Here is a 23327-nt window from a genome sequence, read left to right as displayed (position 1 = left end):
AGAGGCTGCGTCATACTGGTTATGAGCGGCCTCTTTTTTTGTCTTCCAGGTGCTTACTATCAATCTAAAATGTGATATAGATCATTATTCGCCTAAGGGGTTTAACCGAACTTTATAGCACAATTTAATGGTTATGAAAAACACTTTTGTTAAACACTTTTTGTTAATAGGAATCGCTATCCTGGTAACTTTTAATATCCAGGAAGCTTGCGCCAAAATCATTAATAATACAGATAAAAAAGTATTCCAAAGCGATAGTTTATTTAGTAAAGAAATTCAGAAACAAGTAAATAGCAAAGATTTAAGCAGTCATTTATATTACCCTAAATCAGTACTTCGGTTATATAAGCAAAATGGATTTACTCCTGTCTGGATAAAACCGCAAAACGGGGAAGGGCCCACATGGCAGGCTATGCTCATGCTTGACTGTGTATTACAATTCGGACTTTCTCATGCTGATTATCACCCCAAAGAACTACTTTACGATAAACTGCATAATATATTAGATACACCAGGCAAAGTAAACCTGGATCAACAGGCCAGGTTTGACATTATGCTTACTGACGCTATTATAACATTCATGAACAACCTGCACTACGGAAAACTTAATCCTGATTATCCGGCCCGTAAGGTTGATGGCAATGTAGATGGCCGTTTTCAAGCTGATAGATTTTTGATACAGGCGCTTAAACAAACCAATACCATGGGAGCAATAGCGAGCGTACAGCCAAAATCAAAAGAATACAGGGATATGCAGCGTAAAATGCATTTGCTTGAGGGCTTATACCAAAATGATTGCTATGAAACTCCCCAGGCCGTGATCAGGAAGATTGCAATTAATATGGAACGGCTAAGATGGGTAAATATTGAAGACAGTGCTTATATCCATATTAATATTCCATCATACACGTTAAAACTACGCCTTCGGGATTCTACTTACTTTTTCAGGATAATAGCCGGCAAACCAGGAACCCCCACCCCAACATTGCAAAGTACTGTTGGTTTCGTTACCACTGCTCCAAAATTGAAGATTCCGCCAAAAATGTTACCCGGAAAAATATTACCTAAGGTAAAAACAGATAACCTCCACCTGCAAAACAATCAACTGGCTACTGACAATAAAAAGGATACGAACATTCAACGATCTTTCATCGACGCCCCAGGTTCACTTGCTTTTCACTTCCCCAACACTTATAATATATATCTCCATGATATAAAGGAACAGGCACTATTTATGAAAAAAGAAAGGGACCTGAGTAATGGATCTATCGGTGTTGAACATGCAGAAAAGCTGGGAACACTTTTATTAAAAAATGATAATTCTGAAAGTAAAATTGCTGCCCTTCATAACGGGATGCTCAATCATGTTAATAAGAACATCGCTTTAAAAAAACCCCTGCCAATTAAAATCACTTACCTCACCTGCGAGATAAAGGACGGGGAAATAGTTACCTACAATGATATTTACAGTTTGGATAAAAGCCTTGAAATGAAGTTCTATAATGTTAATCAATCATTAAGTATGAAATAGGAATTTTATAGATGAAAGTGCCACCATTTTTTTTAGCCAGGACCTCTTAATTAACAAAAACCTCATCTATAAAAACCCAGCCCGGCTTGCCCTTTGCCGGATGCCAGGAAGGCACGCTTGCAAGTGGTTTAATTACCAACTTTACACAAGATACCGATTGGGTTGTTTTTAGTTTACACTCCAGGTTCATGATGCCGAACGCATCAGTTTTAAGTGGCATAGCAGGAGCTGCATGACTTAAAAGTTTTAAATGATTTTGATCAGCTCCGCCCCATACTTCAATTTTAGAGGGTAAAAATATCTGTGGCCCCGTGTTACGCATCGCGTCGAGGCTAATAGAGTGCAAATCTACGGGCTTATTAAACCACAACAGCATTTCCATATCCTTTTGTGATGCAAGCCATTTACCATTGCCAAAATTGTTTCCTCCCAGTTCTTTATCAATTATTGTTTTGGGGCCGTCGCCTTTGTATTTATCATCCGGGTATTTCAAGAAGGCCACACTATCTGGTGTATAAGTGCTTTTGTAAATATTGAATTGAACAGTATCACTACCTATCCACCCTGCTTTAAAAGCCCGTGCCCTTATCACTGTACTTTGGGTAAATGTTACGCCGGATTTATAGGATGCGGAATGAATACTATCAGGAGCAGTGCCATCGGTAGTGTATCGGATATCAACTCCCCTAATAGGATTACTTAATTGCAGCTGGTAGCTTTGCTTAAATACAATTGCTGTATTTTTTAACTGCGGACTGGTTAATTTTATCGCTTTTCCATCATCCTTAAATCCTGTTAAAAGTTTAACCCGTTTATTGGCTTTTTGAAAGGTTTCCAGCTCGGCAGTTTTTAAGCCGGTATCCCATACGGCCAGCTCAGTTAAGCTTTTTATGGCTGTTAGTTGCTTTATATCGGCAAAGCTTAATTTTATGCCAGCCAGCGAGAGACCTTTAAGGTATTTAAGCGCGGCAAGTTCTTTTAAGCCATTACCCGTAACATCACTAAAATTAAGGTTAAGCTGCCGAAGGTTTTCAAACCTGGCAATAACTTTCAGGTCGGCATTCTTTACCGGCATTTTATTAAGGTCGAGAGCTACAATCTGTTTTTTAATGGGACTTAACTCTTCTAAAGCCTTAATATTGTAAGTGCTTTTATTGTAGATATTTACCGCCAATGCCGGCGACTCATTAGCCAGCTTATAAATAACCCGGTAGTTATTGTTCAGCTTTTTAATATCCTTATCATCTGCAGCAGAAAAATCATAAACCTCCTCAGTGCTTTCAACGGGCTTTAGCAGTTTTGATGCAATCATCCTTAAGGAATCTGTTGCCGGCAAGCTGATAACTTTTTTCTTAAAGTCAGGATTGCCCTTTACCCACAGATAAAGGAGCATTTTCTCCTCATCGGTAAGTTGTGGTTTGCCAACTGGTGGCATATGCTTTTTTTCGCCCTCGGGCAAATGCACGCGCTGAAGAAGTAAGCTTATTGCCGGGTCGCCGGGCACAAAGAGTTTCCCGCTTTTACCACCCTTCAGTATCGCCTCCTGGCTGGTAAGCATAAGCCGGCCCTTCATTTTATCAGCGTTGTGGCAGCTTTGACACTTCGCCATGAAGATTGGGTTTATCACATCCTGATAAACTAACGCCTTATCAATCGGAACCAGATTTTTCTCTTTATCCATGATGGGTCCTAAAACAAAATCTTCGCCATGGGTAAGATTCCCGCCAAAGTGCCCGGCAACTATTAAACAAAACACGGTAACTAATGCCCCCGTTTTGGCCAGTGTAGCTGTATATTTCGGAGTGTTTCGAATAAGGTATACCCCATAACCCATAAACGCGACACTCACCCCAAACCATTTGTGCCATTGTAGGGTGTTACCTTCATAACCAGCCTCTTTAGATAATAACAAACCCATGATAACTGTTACAGACGATAAAAGAGCCCCTAACAATAACAGGTAATCGGTAAAACTCTGGTATAGCTTTTCGTTGGCAAACTCAACGCGAAAACGAAAAAACTCCATCACCATAGCCAGCATAAGTATCACTATGGGAAAATGCAGGATCAAGGGATGCAACCTCCCTACCGGCTGAAGCCATTGCGGCACAACCAGGTTATTGCCGGCAACAACTAAAACTACTATGAAAATATTTAGCGCAAATAACGTTCCGTCTGCAAAACCTTTATGGTTGCCTTTCATATATTAGCAATGGTGCTTTTAATTAAACTCTTATAAAATATTCCAGGCGCCCAATGCCTTAAAATCCCGTCCATCCTAAAAATAAAAAATTGTGTTATGTTATTATCCCCTTTACAACGTTGCCTGCAACATCAGTTAACCTGTATCTTCGGCCCAGGCTTTTAAAAGTTAATTTTTTATGGTCGATGCCTAACTGGTTGAGGATGGTAGCATGAAAATCATGTACATGCACGGGATCTTTCACTATATTATAACCAAAATCATCCGATTCGCCGTAAACCAAACCGGGTTTAATACCGCCACCGGCCATCCATATGCTAAAACAACGCGGGTGATGGTCACGGCCATAGTTAGCTTTTTCAAGCTTACCCTGGCTATAATTGGTACGGCCAAACTCTCCGCCCCATATCACCAATGTTTCATCAAGCAAACCGCGCTGTTTAAGATCGGTAACCAATGCTGCGGATGCCTGGTCGACATCCTTTGCCTGTCCTGCCATTTCCTGTGGCAGGTTGCTGTGCTGATCCCATCCCTGGTGATATAGCTGTACAAAGCGTACCCCATTCTCTGATAGTTTTCTCGCCAATAAACAATTGGCCGCATAGGTACCGGGAATAAGGCAATCAGGGCCATACATCTTCACAATATCGTCCGACTCCTTTGATACATCCATAATTTCAGGAACGGCGGTTTGCATCCTGTAAGCCATTTCATATTGCTGTACTTTGGTATTTATCTCGGGGTCGCCAAATTCTTTATAGCTGATATCATTTAGCGCTGCTAAATTATCGAGCATTTTACGGCGCTCGCGCCGGTCCATCCCATTAGGGTCATTCAAATACAGGATGGGATTTTCACCACTGCTAAATTGTACACCCTGGTGAATAGAATCTAAAAAGCCATTACTCCATAGTTTAGAGTAAACTCCCTGGCCATTGCCTTTACCTTTTGATAGCAGTACAGTAAACGCCGGGAGGTTTTTATTTTCGCTTCCCAGACCATAGCTTACCCATGAACCCATGCTTGGGCGATTGCCCTGCTGCGCCCCGGTTTGAAAAAAAGTAAGCGCCGGATCATGGTTAATAGCATCAGTGTTCATTGACCGGATGATACAGATGTCATCGGCAATTTTACCAATATGCGGAAAGAGGTCACTTACCCACGCCCTTGATTCGCCATATTGTTTAAAGTCATAAAATGATCCTACAAGCGGGAATGAAGCCTGCTTGGCGGTCATCCCGGTGAGGATCTGGTTACCACGCACCGAGGCAGGTAACTCCTGCCCCATCATTTCACGTAATTTGGGCTTGTAATCAAATGACTCTAATTGCGAGGGCGCTCCATCCTGGAACAGGTAAATAACTCTCTTAGCTTTAGGTGCAAAGTTGGGTATACCGGGTATAAACTCAGCCTCACTCTCGCCGCCACTCCCGCTAAAAAGATCAGGAATAAGTAACGATCCCAATGCAATACTGCCAATGCCCAGGCTTAATCTGGAAAGAAACCTGCGCCTGTTTATATTTAGCCTGCTTTCTAAAAAATCTTTTTCCATATCAATCAGGTTTTGGTTATCGCTTCTTCCAGGTTATAAATTGTATCTACTACTTTCATCATCGCCGCCAGCGTTATTTTATTGAGGTTTTCAGGCACAGGATATTCGCCCACGCTTAATAATTTTTTGGCATCATCTGCCTTCATATTTTTTAACTCATCGTTATAATAAGCAATTAATATGGCCAATTCTTTTTCCTGCGGATGACGGCACATAATTAAGCGAAAGGCCTTGATTATTTTATCTTTCGACACGCTGTTATCCTGCAACAATTTGGCAGCCAATACCCGGGCAGATTCCAATACTGTAGGATCGTTAAGCATCACCAATGCTTGTAGCGGTGTGTTTGTACGCAGGCGTTTCACCTCGCATTGGTCGCGGTTACTGGCATCAAATATCCCTAAAGATGCCGGCGGCACGGTTCGTTTTATGAGGGTGTACATGCCACGGCGGTAAAGATTGGAGCCATGAACCTGCTTATAATTAGCCAATATTCCACGGCCTGATGTCGCGTTTTCCCAAAGGCCGGGTGGTTGATAAGGATTTACACTCGGTCCGCCAATGGTACGGTTAAGCAAGCCGCTACTTGCCAGCACCAGGTCGCGGACAAACTCAGCAGGCAGGCGGTTACGCACGCCACGTGATAGCAAAGTATTTTCAGGGTCGGCCTTTAACTTTTCGGGGCCAATCACTGCCGATTGGCGGTAGGTAGCAGACATAACAACCTGTTTTACCAGCCTCTTTATATCCCAGCCATGATCCATAAAATCAACTGAAAGCCAATCAAGCAATTGGGGATGTGATGGCAGATCGCCCTGCATACCAAAATCGCCCGAGCTTTTTACAATGCCTTTGCCGTAAAACTCCTGCCATACCTGGTTTACAAATACCCTTGCAGCAAGTGGGTTGCTTTTATTGAACATCCATTCGGCCAAACCCAGTCTATTTTTTGGATAGTTAGCGGTAAATGGTAATATTGATTTTGGCGTTCCCGGTTCAACCACATCGCCATGCGCATCATAATTACCGCGTTTAAGGATATAAGTTGGCCGCACTTTATCGCTATCCGTCATTACAGATACAATGAGTTTACCAGTATCCTGCTTGTTTATAAACGTAAGTATTTTTTTAACATCTTCATTACTGATCTGCATCATCGGCCGCTTGGCATAAGTTTCCGGACCGCCAACGGTAGATTGAAGGCCTACTTCCTTTACATTATTAAAAAAAGCGAACATTTGATAATACTCCTTCTGCGAAAAGGGATCATATTTATGATCATGGCAATGGGCACATTCCAGCGTAATACCCAGCAAAGCCTTACCAAATGTATTGGTACGATCTGTAACATAGCTTACCCTATATTCCTCATCAATTACGCCGCCTTCTTCGGTAATTTTATGGTTGCGGTTAAAGCCTGTGGCCAGCAACTGTTCTTTGCTTGCATTCGGCAATAAATCACCGGCTAATTGCCAGGTGATAAATTTATCATAGGGCATGTTTTCATTAAAGGCATGTATCACCCAATCCCTCCATGGCCATTGGGTACGATAATTATCATCCTGGTAACCATGAGAATCGGCATAGCGGGCAACATCAAGCCAGTGCAGCGCCATTTTTTCGCCATATTGAGGAGTTGCCATTAGCTGATCAACTACTTTTTGGTAAGCATCAGGGCTTTTATCAGCCAAAAAGCTATCCATCAATTGCAGGCTTGGGGGTAAACCGGTAAGATCAAGCGACACCCGTTTCAAAAGCCGTTCTTTATCAGCTTCGGGATTGGGACTAATACCCTTTTGTTCCAGTTTTTGAAGTACAAAATTATCTATGGCATTTTTAGGCCATGTGCTATTTTTTACCTGTGGGACAGGAGATAAATGTGGCGGAACAAAGGCCCAGTGCTTTTCATATTTAGCGCCTTGTTTTATCCACTTTTCAATCAAATCAACCTCATAAGGTGTTAACTTTTTTAGGTTTGATGATGGCGGCGGCATTTGCTCTGTGGTATCCTTTGTTGAAATACGGCGATAAACTTCAGACAGCATCGGGTCGCCTGGTACCAAAGCGTGAGCTGATGGATTGTCTTTTAATGCTCTATAAGCATTTTCCGGAATATCCAGCCGCAGATCTGCCTCCCGGTGCGTAGCATCAGGACCATGGCATTTATAACATTTATCTGATAGTATGGGCCGGATGTTAAAATTATAACTGATTGTATCAGGTATTTGTTCAGCATCACCCTGGCCAGATGAATTGCAGGCATGAAGCGTGTACAAAACACAAGCGGCTATCACCAGCCACACATAATACAACTTCCGGAACATTGGTTTAAAATTGGTTAATTGATCTTCAGAAATTAAAATTAATAATTTCCAACACAATTTACAACAAGAATTTAAAATATGTACAAACAATTAACACTGCCTCGTTTAGTAAAAACAAATTCAAATGGCGAGTCAAAACCGTATTTTCAAATATGTACAAACAAGTGATCCAGTATTTTGCATATCAAATATAACGCAACAAAAAAGGCCTTAACGAATTAGTTAAGGCCTTTTTATTTAAGAAACGCGTTGAAACTTTTATTGTTTAGGCGGCGTTTTTGTTTCCGGGGCTTTGCCTATCAGGTCCATAAACTGATCCAGTTTTGGAGTTATGATAATTTGCGTACGCCTGTTTTGGCTTTTACCGCCTGGTGTTCCATTATCAGCAATTGGGTTGTATTCTCCCCTGCCACCAGCTGTTAAACGTTTAGGATCAACATTATAAGTATTCTGCAACGCCTGTACTACTGATGATGCTCTTAAAGCACTTAAATCCCAGTTATTCCTGATATTGGCTTGTTTAATAGGCACATTATCAGTGTTACCCTCAATTAATACGTCGTAACTTGAATAATCAGAAATGATCTTGGCTATTTTGCTCAGCGTTGCTCCTGCCTTATCAGATATTTCATAACTACCTGATTTGTAAAGCATATTATCTGATAATGAAATATACACTACGCCTTTAAGTACTTTCACATCCACATCCTGTATTTCTTCCTTGCTTAATGAGCGGGTAAGGTTGTTTGTTAAAACCATGTTAAGCGAGTCGCTTTTGTTTTTGGTTTCAACCAGGTGCTGGATGTACTTATTAGATGCATTAATTTCATCTACCAGTTTGGAGATATTTACATTCCCCTGGTTGTTACCGGCTAAACATTTATTTAGCGCATCCTGCAAAATGGCAGCATTTGATCTTTCGGCAGCTATTTGCTCTTCCAGGCTTTTTACCCTGCCAGTGCTTACGGCAAGCGCCTGCTCACTGGTTTGATATTTTACACTGAGGTCGCGGGTGCTGTTCTGTAATTGGGTGTAGTTACCCTGCAATTCGTTGTATTTTTTGTTGCTAACGCAACCTTGGGTTACTGTTGCTATAATAATTATCAGCAGTAATGAATGGTAAATTTTCATAGTCTGTAATTTGTTTAAAATTGAACGTAATATTACGGACAACTTAGCCGTATCAACAACATACCATTCGAAAAGTTTACATTATTCAATCAAATGAGATTTTATTTTAGATAAAAAAAACGCTCACAGCTCATCCATCTTCTTCTTAATACTTTGCTTATCCCCTTCTGATTTTGCAAGTAAAAGCGCTTTTTCAAAGATACCTTTCGCTTTCAAGTTGTCGAGATCTGTATAAAGTTCCCCAAGCAATGCAAAGTAAAAGTGGTTATCTTTCATTTCCAGCTTTTCGGCCTCAATAATTGCTTCTTCCTTTCCATTCGCTTTTGAAAGTGCATACGTGCGATTTAAAGCCGCTATAGGCGAGTATTCTATCTGCAGCAAAAGATTGTAAAGTTGCAGAACGCTTTCCCATTTTTCTTTTGTATCCGCCTGCCGGGTACTCCAATAGGCAATTTCGGCCTCGATGTGATATTTTGATAATTTATTACCGCTTGCCGCGCAACTTAAAAAATATCCACCTTTGCTAATTAAATCGGTGTTCCATAAGCTGGTATCCTGTTTTTCGTACAAAATATGCTCACCGTTCTTATTGAAACGGGCTTCGAACCTCGAAGCATGAAAACACATGAGCGAAAGCAGCGCGTTTACATCGGGCTTATTGGTATTTTGATTTTCTATAAGCATAGTACATAACCGCATTGCTTCAAGGCAAAGATCTTTCCGCAGTGTTTTATCCTGGCTAACAGAGTAACACCCTTCATTAAAGAGCAAATAAATGGTTGTCAGTACAGGCGCTAAACGCTCATCAATTTCTGATGATCCGGGGAGCTGTATCTTAATCTTTAACGCTCTGAGCTTTTCTTTGGCTCTAAACAATCGCTTATTGATAGTTTCCTTATTAGTCAAAAAGGCATCTGCTATCTCCTGAACCCCGAAACCGCAAAGGATCCGAAGAGATAACCCAACCTGCGCCTCCGTTGAAATTATCGGGTTACAAATAGCAAACATCATTTGTAGCTGACTATCATTTATATTTTCGGGCGACAAGTCAATCTCCGTTTCGTAAAAATCGGGCGTGCTATTTATTATTTCGGGCGAGACCTTGCTTTTAAAAGTGGAACTACGCTGCAAGTAATTTTTAGCCTTGTTTTTGGCAACGTTATAAAGCCAGGCGGGCGGATTTGGCGGGATACCTGTAATTCCCCAGGTTTGCGTAGCCGTAAGAAAAGTTTCGCTGGCTATATCCTCTGCCATTTCTATCTGGTCAAAACCAAAGCGCCTGCAAAGTACAGCTACAATTTTCCTGTATTCTGTTCTGAATAAATGCGGTATGAGTTCTGCAGTATTCATAATAAAAATGCCGCCAAATACTGCATGCAAACAGTTTTTGGCAGCATCATTTTAATTGTTATCCTGATGGCTTCCGGTTATCTGACGTACTTCAATGCTATTACCATCGCCCAACAATATCGGGCAAGTTTTAGCCATGTTTACAGCATCATCCATATCCTTTGCCTTTATGGTTACAAAACCTGCAATCGATTCTTTCACTTCGGCAAAAGGCCCATCGGTTATCACATTATTGGGTTTTATAACTTTGCCCTCCATGGATAAGCCCGTACCACCAACAAATTTATTTTGGGCCGCAATACCACCTACCCAATCGTGATATTGTTTCATGTATCCTTCCATTTGCTCGGGCGATGGCTGGGCCTCCTTAGTGATCAGATCCAGGCGCATTAAAATTAAATACTCGTTCATTTTGAATTGGCTTTAATTGGCTGCCTACTGGCAGACGGGTTAATAAATATATGAATTATACCCCGATAACAAATGAAATGGAAGCTATTGGACAGTTGGCTAAAAATTTTTACATAAAATATTGAAAACGATCAATTCACAAAACTTTAAAACAAAAAAAGCGGCTATTTGAACAGCCGCCTGAAAGAAATATTCTTAATATGTTACAGATTTATAAGATGCCCAATAATTTCATTAGGGCTTGCAGGACTTCCTTTTATATTTATCTGTTCAAAATAGACGTACCATCCGGCAGCTTCAACAAGTTCTTCAAACGTTTTGGCAAGTTCGGCTGTTGGGAATTTCCAAACCGCAAAAAAATCCATATCCATGCGGTTAAAAGTATCGCCATCGTTGCTGCCCCAGGTTATAATTTCTGTACCCTGCTCACTTAACTGTTGTATGGCAGGACCAAGCTGCACCATGTATGCCCCCCTTTGTTCATGGTTCATATCAATCCACGCCTGCTTAGCTTTCCAGGCCTCAATGTAATACTTCATAATTATTTGGTTTTAAGTTGGTTATAACTGAAAACAATAATAGCTATTACAATTGATTAAAAAGGACTTGTTAAAACAATTACTTTGTACTTCTTCTTTTACGCTCTTTTACTATCAGGCTCAACTCGCGGCTCATCTGCCCGGCAATAGCGGTATTTTCCTGCGCCCTGCGAAAAAGGTACGGTAAAACTGCTTTTATAGGCCCATAAGGCACATATTTTGCCACGTTGTATTTTGCATTGGCCAGGTTAAAGCTTAAATTATCGCTCATACCTAATAGCTGCGAAAAATAAACGTGAGGGTGTTTATGATCTATTTGCTTACTATCCAATAGTTCGGCCAGCAAACGGCAGCTTTCTTCATTGTGGGTTCCGGCAATAAAAGCTATCTGATCAATATGACTTGTACAATAATCAAGCGCCGAATCATAATCCAGGTCTGTTGATTTTTTATCAGTTTGAATAGGAGAATTGTAACCCATCTCCAAAGCCCGCTTACGCTCCTTTTCCATGTAGGCGCCACGTACAATTTTGGCTCCCAAAATAAAACCTTCACTCTGGGCTATCTCATGATCGTTTAATATAGAAGCCAACTTATCATGCCTGTACATTTGATAGGTATTATAAACAATAGCTTTTTTTGTATTAAACTGGGTCATCATAGTTAAGGCCAGCAAATCGATGGTTTCTTGTATCCAGCTTTCTTCCGCATCAATCATAACCGGTACATTGCTGGCATAGGCTTTATCACAAATGGCCAATACCCTGCTTTGAACCCTTTGCCATTCTTGCTCTTCTTCAGGCGTAAGCGTTAAGCGCGCATCAAGTTTCTCCAACAAAGCAAAACGGCCAACCCCTGTTATTTTAAATACAGTTAAAGGAACAGCTTTATCTTTAGATGCCCTTACTATGGTCTTGATGATCTCATCACGGGTGCTGTCAAAAACAGCCTCATCATCTTCACCTTCTATAGAGTAATCCAAAATGGTACCTACTCCTCCGCTGTATAGGTTTTTGATCGTGTTATCGCACTCCGCAATGGCTTCGCCACCGCAAAAGTGTTTAAATATGGTGGCCTTAATGATACTTTTAATAGGCAAACCTATTTTTATAGCAAAATTGGTTACGGGCGGACCGATCTTCACTAAAAAGTTAACGTTAATTATCCTGAACAGCCAGTAAGCGCGGCTAAGATCGGTATTGGTTGAATGACGAAAAGCGATTTCTGTATTTTCAAAAGAGAGCTTAGCGTGTTTGGAATTGTTATCGGTTTCGTTAGAAAGCATGTGCAAAATTATAAAATGATAACTCATTATTCCATGAATAGTTTAATTTTGCGTTTCCATGATTGAATTTAAGTTAACAGGCGACTTCATCCCGATGATACAATTACTAAAAGCTGCCCATTTAGTACAAACAGGCGGTGAGGCGCAAATAGTTGTAAGTGAGGGCGAAGTGACTTATAACGGCCAGGTAGATTACCGCAAACGCCTTAAAGTTAAACGAGGCGACCTGGTTGAATTCAGAGGAAATAAAATCGTGGTTATATAAATTATGGACACCATTCAGAGCGACAACTACCCTATTTATTTTAATAATAGTATTGATGAACTGGCTAATTTTGTAAAGCAAGGTCATTATTCAAGGTTTTTTATTTTAACAGACGAAAATACAGCAGAGCATTGCCTGCCGCTTGTGAAAAGTAAAATTGAAGATCAGGACAATTTTGATATCATTGAGATAAATGCCGGTGAAGAAAGCAAGGATATTGATTTCTGCATAGGCGTCTGGAAAATGCTGATCGACTTTGGCGCTGACCGTAAAAGCTTACTCATTAATTTAGGCGGCGGTGTTATTAGCGATCTGGGCGGCTTTGCCGCATCTACCTTTAAAAGAGGGATTGATTTTGTACATGTCCCTACTACCCTGCTATCCCAGGTTGATGCCTCTGTGGGCGGCAAAACGGGTATCGATATTGATAGCATCAAAAACATCATTGGTACCTTTACCCAACCAAAAGCTGTATTTATTGAACTAAGCTTCTTAGAAACCTTACCGCCAAGACAAATACTATCCGGCCTGGCCGAAATGCTGAAACACGGCCTTATCCAGGACTCGGACTACTGGCACCAATTAAAGGCAAGCGACCTTACTAAGCCATCTGCCGAATTGGTTCATCGCTCTGTAGCCATCAAAAATAAAATAACGATTGAGGATCCACATGAAAAAGGAATCCGTAAGGCGTTAAACTTTGGCCATACCATTGGCCATGCTGTTGAAACCTATTCGTTGATCAATGATGAAGATCATTTATCACATGGAGAGGCTATCGCTATTGGAATGGTCTGCGAATCATACCTTGCCCATAAAAAAACAAGTTTACCTGCCGAAGACCTGCAGGAGATAACTGAAACATTGAATACCCTTTATCCGCGCTATACTATTAAAGAATCAACATTTGATGCTTTATTGGAAATCATGAAAAAGGATAAGAAAAACCAAAACGGTAATATAAATTGCACCCTGCTGACCAAGATTGGTCAATGTAATATTGATAATATCTGCACAGAAGCCGAACTTTGTGATAGTTTATTATATTACATAAATTTATAAATGCAGCATTTAGATAAAACGCAATTAAGTGCAATTGTAATACTTTGCCTGCTGGTTGTTTTAACCCTGGTTGAAATGGGTTTGAGCTATTGGGAAGACAGGCACTACTATAAAACACGCGATACACTTACCAATATCTATCTTACCTCGCTTGCCGTTATAACAAACGTGATAGTTAAAGGAAGTACATTTATAATACTGACTTTTACTTATCAATACCGGCTGTTTCAAATACATAATACCTGGCTGTATTGGACTATATTAATTGTGTTACAGGATTTCCTATATTGGGTTTTACATTACATAGGCCATTATTGCCGCTTTTTTTGGGCTATACACGTGACCCACCATTCATCAGAGCAATTCAACTTTACCACTGGATTCAGGTCGACGGTTTTTGAGCCCTTGTACAGAGTATTTTTCTATTTACCACTTGCACTGATGGGTTTTACGGCGTTGGATATTTTATACGCCTATTTGGTTACCCAATTTTACGGCAACCTGGTACATACACAGTATAAAGTACCATTACCCAAATGGTACGGGTGGATATTTGTTACCCCGGCACATCACCGGGTACACCATGCATCAAACATTCCTTATCTGGATAAAAACATGGGCATGGTATTAATTTTATGGGATAGGCTTTTTGGAACATTTCGTGATGAGGATTTACCCGAGCCTGTGAAGTATGGTATTACCAAACAACCCGAAGATATGGGCCCTGTTAATGTAATTTTTCATGAATGGAAAGCCCTGATGCACGATGTTAAACATGCACCTGGTTTTAAAAATAAATTGGGTTATTTATTTAATCCGCCGGGCTGGAGCCACGACGGTAGCACGCAAACTGCTAAGGTGATGCAACGGGAGTATGAAATACAGCACATTACTCATCTTTCTGAACAGAAAAGTTCGGCGTAATGATATAGCGTACCAAATGAAATATTAGAAAATTAACAAAGAATTCATTTTTCAAGAATAAAAGAAGTCAAAACCTGTTTTTGCGAAATTAAATTCTGTTACGCCAATTAATTTCACAAAAAATAAAATTATCTATTGACAAAATCATTTTTTACCGTACATTTACAACATAATAAAAACAAATGAAATTTAACAGTGCATATTTTTATGGTTACTACTTTTACTTTAACAGTAAGAGCCGGGACTAATATGTACTAAACACACATAAAGAATTTAAAAAGTCCCGGCACAAAATGCCGGGACTTTTTGCTTTAACAGGGGTTATGAAAATAGAAAAACCAAGAGTTGCTATACAAGGGATCCGCGCTTCTTTCCACGAAGAGGCAGGGTTAAAATATTTTGGCGAAAACGCCCAGATGATTGAGTGTAACTCTTTTAAACAAACTTTTGAAAGTTTGAAAAAGAGGGAAGCTGATTATGTAGTGATGGCTATTGAAAACAGCATTGCCGGAAGTATCCTGCCAAATTACACCTTACTCCTTGATTATGGCTTCCCGGTAGTTGGCGAAATATACCTCCCCATACAACTGCACTTAATGGCGCTGCCGGGTGTAAAGTTTGAGGATGTAAAGTATGTTACCTCGCACCCCATAGCCTTACGCCAGTGTGTTGATTTTTTTGATGAATACCCACATTTAAAAATTGTGGAAAGCAGCGATACCGCCGCTTGTGCCAAACGTATCAGGGATGAACAGCTGACAGATACAGTGGCTATTGCAAATTCACTTGCTGCAAGTCTTTACGGGCTTGATGTGTTAGAGCGTCGGATTGAATCAAATAAAAGAAACTTTACACGTTTCCTGATACTTACCCATCATGATAATGTAGAAAAGAAAAGTGTTAATAAAGCATCGCTTTGTTTCCAGGTGAGTAATAAAGTTGGTGCATTGGCTAAAGTGCTTAATATTTTTGCCGAAGAAGGGTTAAATATGAGTAAGATTCAATCAATGCCAATTCTGGGTAAACGCAACGAATACAATTTTTATGTAGATGTTGAGTGGGACGAGCAAAAAAACTATGATAACGCGATAAGACAGATTCTGAAATACACACAAAACTTTAATATACTTGGCGAATATGAAAGACACGAAGACGAGCTATCGGTAACCCCTAAACCCCAAAGAACTGAACGGGTACGGAGATATATCAATATCCGGAGGAACATTTAAGATCCTGCAGATCGACAACAATAAACAATAATTAAACAAGCAAAAAATATAATAACAACCCCGACTTATAAAATCAAAAAAGCCGGACAAACAATAAAATGATGAAACTAAATTTAAACATACAGCCGCTTCATACCTGGATTAAAACCGGTAAAGAACCATTGGTAATAGCAGGCCCTTGCAGTGCCGAAACTGAAGATCAGTTAGTTGCCACAGCTCATTTATTAGCCCAAACTGGTAAAGTATCTGCTTTACGTGCAGGCATCTGGAAACCGCGTACCCGTCCGGGAGAGTTTGAAGGTATCGGCAGTATTGGCTTAGAGTGGTTAAAACGCGCTAAAGCAGAAACAGGTTTGCCAACTGCTATTGAAGTAGCAACCGGAAAACATGTTGAAGAGGCTTTAAAAGCAGGTGTTGATATTTTATGGGTTGGTGCCCGTTCAACAGTTAACCCTTTCACCGTACAGGAAATTGCTGATGCTTTACGTGGTGTTGATATTCCGGTGATGGTTAAAAACCCGGTAAACCCTGATCTTTCTTTATGGGTTGGCGCTCTGGAGCGTATTAACAATGCAGGTATTACTAAATTAGCTGCTATTCACCGCGGGTTTTCATCTTATGAAAAATCTGCTTTCCGTAACGAGCCAATGTGGGATATCGCTATCGCTTTAAAAACTTTAGCTCCTGAATTGCCTATCATTAACGATCCAAGCCATATCTCTGGTAACCGCGATCTGATAGGTTACATATCACAAAAAGCTTTGGATCTTGATATGCAAGGTTTAATGATCGAATCGCACATTGACCCAAGCGTAGCCTGGACAGATGCCAAACAACAGGTTACCCCTGCTGCCCTTGCTGATATCATTGATCACTTAGCTTTACGTAAACCAGAGATCCGTAATGCAGAAGTAAACGATAAACTGGCCGAATTACGTAACCAGATTGATAAAATTGACGATTTAGTTATCCAGAAAATTGCTGAGCGAATGCAAATTGCTGACAAGATCGGTCAATACAAAAAAGATAATAACATCACCATTTTACAGGTTGGCCGTTGGGACGAGATTCTTCAAAAACGCACCAACTATGCAAAAGCTTTAAAATTAGGCGACGAGTTTACTGAGAAATTATTGGAGCTTTTACATGCCGAATCTATCAGCAGACAAACAGCTATCATGAACACCAGCGAAGCCGGACAAGCAGCAGAAAAACTAACACACGCATAATTATATAGTGATGCAAAACATCATCCTGAGTAAAAGCAATAAACAAATAAGTGGCACGGTAAATCTTACCGGGTCCAAAAGCGAATGTAACCGGGCACTTGTTATTGAAGCGTTAAGCAACGGTAAGGTACGGGTAGAGAATGTTTCGGATGCGGCAGATGCCGTGTTATTGGCAGGAATTTTAAGGAACAGTCAAGAATCAAAAGCCAGGAATCAAGAGGTTTTGGCAGGCGATGAAGCTAACCCGCATCCCGCAACAGAAACCCCGAACCTGGTTGACATCGGCCCCGCCGGTACAGCTATGCGCTTTTTAACTGCCTATTATGCTATTCAGGATGATGAAGTAATTTTAACCGGCAGTCAAAGGATGAAGGAAAGGCCAATTGGTGTATTGGTTGATGCGTTGCGGGAACTGGGTGCCCATATTGATTATGAAGAAAAAGAGGGCTATCCTCCTATAAAACTAAAAGGCAGTTTCGAGCAGCTCACTAGTAAGATCAGTATTAAAGGTAACATTAGCAGTCAATACATTACGGCCCTGTTACTCATCGCTGCCCGACTGCCTTTTGGTTTGGAACTACATATTGAGGGCGAACTAACTTCGCGCCCATATGTTGAAATGACTTTAGCAATGTTGCAAAGTGCAAATATACAGCACGTTTGGACAGATAACGTCATTGCAATATCAAATCAGGAATTTGCTACAACATCATTATACATTGAACCTGATTGGAGCGCAGCCTCCTATTGGTATGCTATTGCTGCTTTGGCAGATGAAGCCGAACTATTCCTGACCGGCTTAACACCTTACAGCCTGCAGGGCGATAGTGTGATCACCGAGATCATGGCCAACTTTGGCATCACGTCGCAGTTTAAAGATGGCGGTGTGCATTTGTTGAAAGAAGCCAAACCTTTAAGCAGGAAGATCTTTGATATGAAGGAATGCCCTGATCTGGCGCAAACAGTTATTGTTGTATGTGCTGCCTTAGGTCATGAAGCCACATTTACAGGCCTTGAAACTTTAAAGATTAAGGAAACCGATCGTATCCTGGCTCTTCAAACAGAACTGGCAAAAATGGGCGTTAAACTCATCGAAAAAGGCCAGGTTTATAAATTGGACTGCAGCGAAAAGTTCATTCCAGAGCGTATGTTCATCAACACCTACCATGATCACCGTATGGCAATGGCCTTTGCGCCACTTGCTTTGATAATTCCTCAGCTGGAATTTGAGAACGGGCCTGTAGTTGACAAATCATACCCCGCTTTTTGGACTGATCTGGAAAAACAAGGGTTTACGGTGGAAGAAACGCAAGGGTAAAGGGCGAAAAGGTTAAAGGCAAAAGGTTAAAGGCGAAAGGCAAAACCCCAAAAACCCATAAACCCAAGCGTCATTGCGAGGAACGAAGCAATCTCTACACAGACAGGTCGGACTTGTAGAGTACCTCTGTATAGCAAAGAGATTGCTTCGTTCCTCGCAATGACATATTAATTATAACATCTCATATCTAATAAAATGGCAGGTAATTCATTCGGGCAAATATTCAGAATAACCACTTTTGGCGAATCGCATGGCGAAGCTATTGGGGTAATAATTGACGGCTGCCCGGCACAGTTGGTAGTTGATATTGATTATATACAAGGCGAGCTGGATAAACGCAAACCCGGTCAATCAAAAATCACTACGCAACGTAAAGAAAGCGATACGGTAAAAATCTTATCCGGCGTATTTGAGGGCAAAACCACAGGTACCCCTATTGCCATGCTGATCCCGAATGAAGACCAGCGATCAAAGGATTACACCCATAATGTGGATGTTTTCCGCCCATCGCATGCTGATTACACCTATCAAACCAAATATGGTATTCGTGATCACCGCGGCGGAGGTCGTTCCTCAGCACGTGAAACTGCGGCACGGGTTGCTGCCGGTGCATTGGCAAAGCTATTGCTTAAAAGCCAGGGAATAGAGATTGCCGCACACGTAAGCAGCGTAGGTAAGATAAATGCACCTAATGTAGAAATAAACTCCATCCAGGAATTTATTGATGAACGCGAAAAAAACATTGTTCGCTGCGCCGATCCTGCTACTGCCGAAGAAATGATTGAGTTTATTGATAGCGTACGCAAAGATGGTGATACAGTTGGCGGTAAAGTAAGCTGTTACATCAAAAACTGCCCCGTTGGCTTAGGCGACCCTGTATTTGATAAGCTGCATGCCGATTTGGGTAAAGCCATGTTGAGTATTAACGCTGTACACGGTTTTGAATATGGATCGGGCTTTGCCGGCAGCGAAATGCGCGGGTCTGAGCATAATGACATCTTTGTTAAATCGCATTTAGGTACAGTGAGTACCATTACCAATTACTCTGGTGGTATCCAGGGTGGTATCAGCAATGGTATGCCAATAGAGTTTAAAGTTGCCTTTAAACCCGTTGCTACTATTATGAAAAACCAGGCCACTATTGATAGCGAAGGCAATGCCGCCGAAATATCGGGCAAGGGCCGTCATGATCCTTGTGTGGTGCCTCGCGCTGTTCCTATTGTTGAGGCTATGGCAGCTTTGGTGTTAGCCGATCATTGGCTAAGAAATAGAAACTCGATTTTAGGCTAAAAATCCTGAATCTAAATTTATTACAAGCCCGAAGCAAAAAAGCTTTGGGCTTTTTGCTTTTGGTTTAAGCTTATATTTATCTTTGATTAAATGCTTACCCTTCTCATCCAATCATACAAACAAGCCTATAGCGGACTCTCTAAAAACAGCTGGTACCTTAGCCTGGTGATGTTTATTAACCGGAGCGGAACAATGGTTGTGCCCTTTATGAGCATTTACACCATTCAGCAACTACATTTCACCATTGTACAATCGGGATGGATCATGGCTATTTTCGGTGTCGGCGCTATATCGGGGGCATTTATAGGTGGTCGGCTATCAGATAAAATTGGTTTTTATGATATCCAGGTTGGCGCTTTGCTGCTCGGCGGTGTCATGTTTATTATTTTAGGTTTTCAGCATACATTTATAAGTGTTGGTATAGGCACTTTTATATTGAGCATTTGTAATGAATCCTTTAGGCCGGCAAACTCCGCGGCAATAGCGCATTATAGCAGCGAACAAAATACAACCCGCTCCTATTCTTTAAACCGCTTGGCGGCCAACCTTGGCTGGGCATTTGGCGGTGGCCTGGGCGGCTTATTAGCTTCATACAGCTATCATTCACTTTTTTGGGTTGATGGCTGTACCAATATTTTTGCAGGATTATTATTATTAACGTTAATGCCCCGTTCAAAGATCAGGAAATCGGTAGAAGCCATTAAAGAAGTCATTGTAGCAAAATCTGCTTACTCTGATCATATTTACCTGGTATTCATCGCCCTGGGAACATTATTCTCCATCTGTTTCTTCCAGTTTTTTATAATGCAGCCTGTATTTTATAAAATTCAATGGCATTTTAGCGTCAGGTTTATAGGTTTTTTGCTTGCGTTAAACGGGATAATCATTGTACTTATTGAGATGATACTGGTGCATAAATTAGATGGCAAAAGAGACCCGCTCACCTACATCATGATTGGTGTTTTGGTTTCGGGGTTAAGCTTTGTGTTATTAAATTTACTACCTCATACGGCTTTTGTGGCTATATTCATTGTATCGCTGATGACCCTTGGCGAAATTATCAGCATGCCTTTTATGAACACGTTTTGGCTTAGCCGCACCACCAACAGTAATCGTGGCGAGTATGCGGCGCTCTACAGCATGTCATGGTCTGCAGCGCAAATCATTGCGCCGGCAGCAGGTAGCCAGATCATCGCTTATGGTGGTTTTGACACCTTGTGGTGGATATTGGGAGCCGTGTGTCTGTTTGTATCCACCGGATATTATTTTTTGAAAAAATTCAATATAAAAAACAAAGCAGCGGCCATCATCGCTGATCAATCTATTTAACATGAAAAAAGCTATCATATTAGACCTCGATAATACCATATACCCGGTGAGTTCAATTGCCGATAACCTATTTAACAAAGTTTTTGGATTTGTGGATAGCCTTGCCGAAGAAATAGGTTTGGAAGAGGTAGAAAAAGTAAAGGAAGAAATGAAAAGAAGGCCTTATCACCAGGTTGCCGAAAAATTCAATTTTAGCGACGCGGCAAAGAACAAGGGTCTTGAAATGCTTAAAAATCTTGAATACTCCCTGCCTATGCAGCCCTATGATGAGTATAAATATATCAGTGAAATTAAAATAGATAAGTTTTTAGTAACTACAGGCTTTACCAAATTGCAATGGAGCAAAATAAAACAATTAGGTATTGAGGAAGATTTTAAAGCAATTTATATTGTTGATCCCGAAGTATCCGCCACCACTAAAAAGGATATTTTCACCATGATAATGAATGTCAACAATTACCTGCCCGAAGAATTGTTGATTATCGGCGATGATCCTGAATCAGAAATAAAAGCGGCAATTTCTTTAGGCATTGATACCTTTTTATTCGATCCCGAAAGCAGGCATCAAAATGCGCCGGCAACGCACTCGTCAAAAAACCTGAAAGATGCTGTAGTAATATTCTCCTGATTGAATGAATTACCCCGTAAGCACTTTAACGGTAACCAATAGCTGCCCCAGGTGCCGCATTGTATGCTCTGCAGCATGCGTATAAAGGCCGATAACGGTTGACGGAATTTGCGAGCGACCTACTCCCCTCACCTCTTTTAATACAGACTCGTCTGTTTCATACAATTGCCTTAACGCTTTATCAACCTGCAAGTTAAATTGTTCAACAAGCAGGTTTACGCTTATATTATCGGCAGGTTTTCCTTCAGCCGATAAGTACTCCAGCTGCTTTTCGGTAAGTCCTTCCCCTTTTGCGTATGTAAAAAGCCGGTCTAATACCCCAGATAAATGTTGCAAATGAAATCCCGGCGACGCCATACCTGCAACTTTATCCCACAACAAAGCTTCGGGGAATTTATTCATCAATTCATTAAGCTCCTCCCTTGCCTGCAATAGTGCTTGCGCTACTGGTTGCACCAGCGAGGGCATATTGCTTAAAGGGCCACGGAGCCAAACTTCTGGTAATTTATCTGCCATTATTTTTTGAGGAGCATTGTTTTAACTTCATCATGATTTAGGGTTTGTGGTAGTCCATAAATCTCTTTTACCCTATCATGCGTATTATCTGTCCATAACCAACTTGTCCACACCATAAACCAGGCCCACTCGGGTTGCGCCGCAAGAATTTCCGGTTTAGGTAATTCACCTGTTTCGCCAAGTACTATTAATTTGCCATTAGCAAGCTTAAGCAATTCATTGTAATCTTTCTGCTCATAATCAAAATGGTACACATCTGATCCTAAAATATCTACGTAGTTGGCGCCAGGATAATACAACTTATAATCATTGGCTTCATCTTTAGGAATATCACGTAAGCCATTTGCCCCCCAAACCCATACCAGGTTGTTTAAATGATGATAATTGGTATACCGGTCATACATCATTTTCCAAAGCTTTATGATGCCATTCTCGCCTTTTTTATCGCCCCACCAAAACCAAACTCCATTCATTTCATGATATGGGCGCCATAAAACAGGCACATGTGCATCCCGCAATTGTTTAAGATAGCCTGCTTCCTTATCAATATCTGCAAGCCATTTTTTATTTAAAGGTGTATTTGGTGTAGTTAATTCCGTCCATTGAGCATCTGTTAGTTTCCCCTGAATACTTTGCTTCCAATCATAAGGAGGATTGTCTATTGGCCGCCCCTCATGCCACATAATGGTAACAAGGTAACCATCGGCCCATTTCTTTATAGCCTCATCAACCAGTTTCTGGCCAAGGTCTTTATCTCCCCATAACATGAAATCAGATCCCCACAAAGCCGGGTATTGTCCGGAAATTGCCTTTGCACTGTCCGAAAATATATTCAGATCACTATTGTAGTTCTGCTGGCCCGATAGGATGTGCTTTCCTTTGATATCATATAGAAAAGATAATAACTTAACTGCCTCAGGGGATGCATTCTTATTCACTGGTTTAAAGCTTTGAGAAAAAGCGCAAACTGGCAGCAAACAGATTAAAGTGAACAATAAACAATTTTTCATTTTGTAGTGACTGGGTGTGATTGATTCAATATTGCTGATAATTTGTCTGATTTCAAATTTAATTAAAAACTTACACGCTTTGTGGTACGGCTATTGCTATTGATGACACGTATTTAACTGAATTACATTTTTATGCCTTCTGTCACGACAAATAAAGCCCCATTCTCCCTAATATTACTTTCCTTATTTGTGTTAGCGCTT

Annotated in this window: 20 protein-coding genes; 10 read left to right on the top strand and 10 right to left on the bottom strand. The window is 40.8% G+C overall.

What is annotated here, in order from left to right; genetic code table 11:
• Positions 1 to 133: 133 nt before the first annotated feature.
• Positions 134 to 1531: a L,D-transpeptidase scaffold domain-containing protein gene (locus tag AC1DYB_RS25590; RefSeq protein WP_477439139.1), complete on the top strand. Its 1398-nt coding sequence runs from the start codon at positions 134 to 136 to the stop codon at positions 1529 to 1531.
• A 46-nt stretch (positions 1532 to 1577) separates the two neighbouring features.
• Here AC1DYB_RS25590 and AC1DYB_RS25585 read toward each other — a convergent pair whose 3' ends face one another.
• The 8 genes from AC1DYB_RS25585 to AC1DYB_RS25550 form a co-directional block, all read right to left on the bottom strand.
• Positions 1578 to 3734, bottom strand: coding sequence for a c-type cytochrome domain-containing protein (locus AC1DYB_RS25585; protein ID WP_477439137.1), 2157 nt, complete (start codon positions 3732 to 3734; stop codon positions 1578 to 1580).
• Between the two features lie 94 nt (positions 3735 to 3828).
• Positions 3829 to 5286: a DUF1501 domain-containing protein gene (locus AC1DYB_RS25580; protein ID WP_295711949.1), complete on the bottom strand. Its 1458-nt coding sequence runs from the start codon at positions 5284 to 5286 to the stop codon at positions 3829 to 3831.
• Positions 5287 to 5291: 5 nt separating this feature from the next.
• Positions 5292 to 7610 (bottom strand): PSD1 and planctomycete cytochrome C domain-containing protein, encoded by a 2319-nt coding sequence (locus tag AC1DYB_RS25575; protein WP_477439135.1) that lies wholly within the window; start codon positions 7608 to 7610, stop codon positions 5292 to 5294.
• 258 nt (positions 7611 to 7868) lie between these two features.
• Positions 7869 to 8741: an OmpA/MotB family protein gene (locus AC1DYB_RS25570; RefSeq protein ID WP_295711945.1), complete on the bottom strand. Its 873-nt coding sequence runs from the start codon at positions 8739 to 8741 to the stop codon at positions 7869 to 7871.
• 123 nt (positions 8742 to 8864) lie between these two features.
• Positions 8865 to 10091 carry an RNA polymerase sigma factor gene (locus AC1DYB_RS25565; protein ID WP_477439133.1) on the bottom strand — a complete coding sequence of 409 codons (1227 nt, stop codon included), beginning with the start codon at positions 10089 to 10091 and terminating at the stop codon, positions 8865 to 8867.
• Between the two features lie 51 nt (positions 10092 to 10142).
• Entirely contained in the window at positions 10143 to 10502 is a 360-nt protein-coding gene (locus AC1DYB_RS25560) for a YciI family protein (protein ID WP_295711942.1), read from the bottom strand.
• Positions 10503 to 10705: 203 nt separating this feature from the next.
• On the bottom strand, positions 10706 to 11041 hold the full coding sequence (locus AC1DYB_RS25555) for a DUF6616 family protein (RefSeq protein ID WP_477439131.1): 336 nt from the start codon (positions 11039 to 11041) through the stop codon (positions 10706 to 10708).
• A gap of 79 nt (positions 11042 to 11120) precedes the next feature.
• A complete protein-coding gene (locus AC1DYB_RS25550) occupies positions 11121 to 12326 on the bottom strand; it encodes a proline dehydrogenase family protein (protein ID WP_477439129.1) in 1206 nt (401 codons plus the stop codon).
• A gap of 58 nt (positions 12327 to 12384) precedes the next feature.
• On the opposite strand from AC1DYB_RS25550, the gene AC1DYB_RS25545 reads away from it, so the two are divergent.
• From AC1DYB_RS25545 to AC1DYB_RS25505, 9 genes are all read left to right on the top strand, one after another.
• Positions 12385 to 12591: an RNA-binding S4 domain-containing protein gene (locus tag AC1DYB_RS25545; RefSeq protein ID WP_295711937.1), complete on the top strand. Its 207-nt coding sequence runs from the start codon at positions 12385 to 12387 to the stop codon at positions 12589 to 12591.
• Positions 12592 to 12594: 3 nt separating this feature from the next.
• On the top strand, positions 12595 to 13653 hold the full coding sequence (gene aroB, locus AC1DYB_RS25540) for a 3-dehydroquinate synthase (RefSeq protein ID WP_477439127.1): 1059 nt from the start codon (positions 12595 to 12597) through the stop codon (positions 13651 to 13653).
• Positions 13654 to 14577, top strand: a complete 924-nt coding sequence (locus tag AC1DYB_RS25535; protein ID WP_295711933.1) for a sterol desaturase family protein — start codon at positions 13654 to 13656, stop codon at positions 14575 to 14577. It abuts the gene before it with no gap.
• A 323-nt stretch (positions 14578 to 14900) separates the two neighbouring features.
• The gene (locus AC1DYB_RS25530) at positions 14901 to 15806 is read left to right on the top strand and encodes a prephenate dehydratase (RefSeq protein WP_295711931.1); all 906 of its coding nucleotides are present in this window, start codon (positions 14901 to 14903) and stop codon (positions 15804 to 15806) included.
• A gap of 101 nt (positions 15807 to 15907) precedes the next feature.
• Positions 15908 to 17035, top strand: coding sequence for a chorismate mutase (locus AC1DYB_RS25525; RefSeq protein WP_477395067.1), 1128 nt, complete (start codon positions 15908 to 15910; stop codon positions 17033 to 17035).
• Between the two features lie 7 nt (positions 17036 to 17042).
• Positions 17043 to 18353, top strand: a complete 1311-nt coding sequence (gene aroA / locus AC1DYB_RS25520) for a 3-phosphoshikimate 1-carboxyvinyltransferase (RefSeq protein WP_477439124.1) — start codon at positions 17043 to 17045, stop codon at positions 18351 to 18353.
• Positions 18354 to 18548: 195 nt separating this feature from the next.
• Positions 18549 to 19643 (top strand): chorismate synthase, encoded by a 1095-nt coding sequence (gene aroC, locus AC1DYB_RS25515; protein ID WP_477439122.1) that lies wholly within the window; start codon positions 18549 to 18551, stop codon positions 19641 to 19643.
• 90 nt (positions 19644 to 19733) lie between these two features.
• Entirely contained in the window at positions 19734 to 20972 is a 1239-nt protein-coding gene (locus AC1DYB_RS25510; RefSeq protein ID WP_477439120.1) for an MFS transporter, read from the top strand.
• 1 nt (position 20973) lies between these two features.
• Positions 20974 to 21600 carry an HAD family hydrolase gene (locus AC1DYB_RS25505; protein ID WP_477439118.1) on the top strand — a complete coding sequence of 209 codons (627 nt, stop codon included), beginning with the start codon at positions 20974 to 20976 and terminating at the stop codon, positions 21598 to 21600.
• Between the two features lie 9 nt (positions 21601 to 21609).
• On the opposite strand, the gene AC1DYB_RS25500 is transcribed toward AC1DYB_RS25505, so the two are convergent.
• Both AC1DYB_RS25500 and AC1DYB_RS25495 read right to left on the bottom strand, forming a co-directional pair.
• A complete protein-coding gene (locus AC1DYB_RS25500; RefSeq protein ID WP_477439116.1) occupies positions 21610 to 22116 on the bottom strand; it encodes a DinB family protein in 507 nt (168 codons plus the stop codon).
• Positions 22116 to 23054 carry a glycosyl hydrolase gene (locus tag AC1DYB_RS25495; protein WP_477439114.1) on the bottom strand — a complete coding sequence of 313 codons (939 nt, stop codon included), beginning with the start codon at positions 23052 to 23054 and terminating at the stop codon, positions 22116 to 22118. Before AC1DYB_RS25495 ends, AC1DYB_RS25500 begins: the two co-directional genes overlap by 1 nt.
• Positions 23055 to 23327: the final 273 nt, after the last annotated feature.

This window comes from Mucilaginibacter sp. P2_A4, assembly GCF_056405015.1.
The sequence above is the reverse complement of the archived record's forward strand: the minus strand, read 5'-3'. Positions and strand labels throughout refer to the sequence as shown.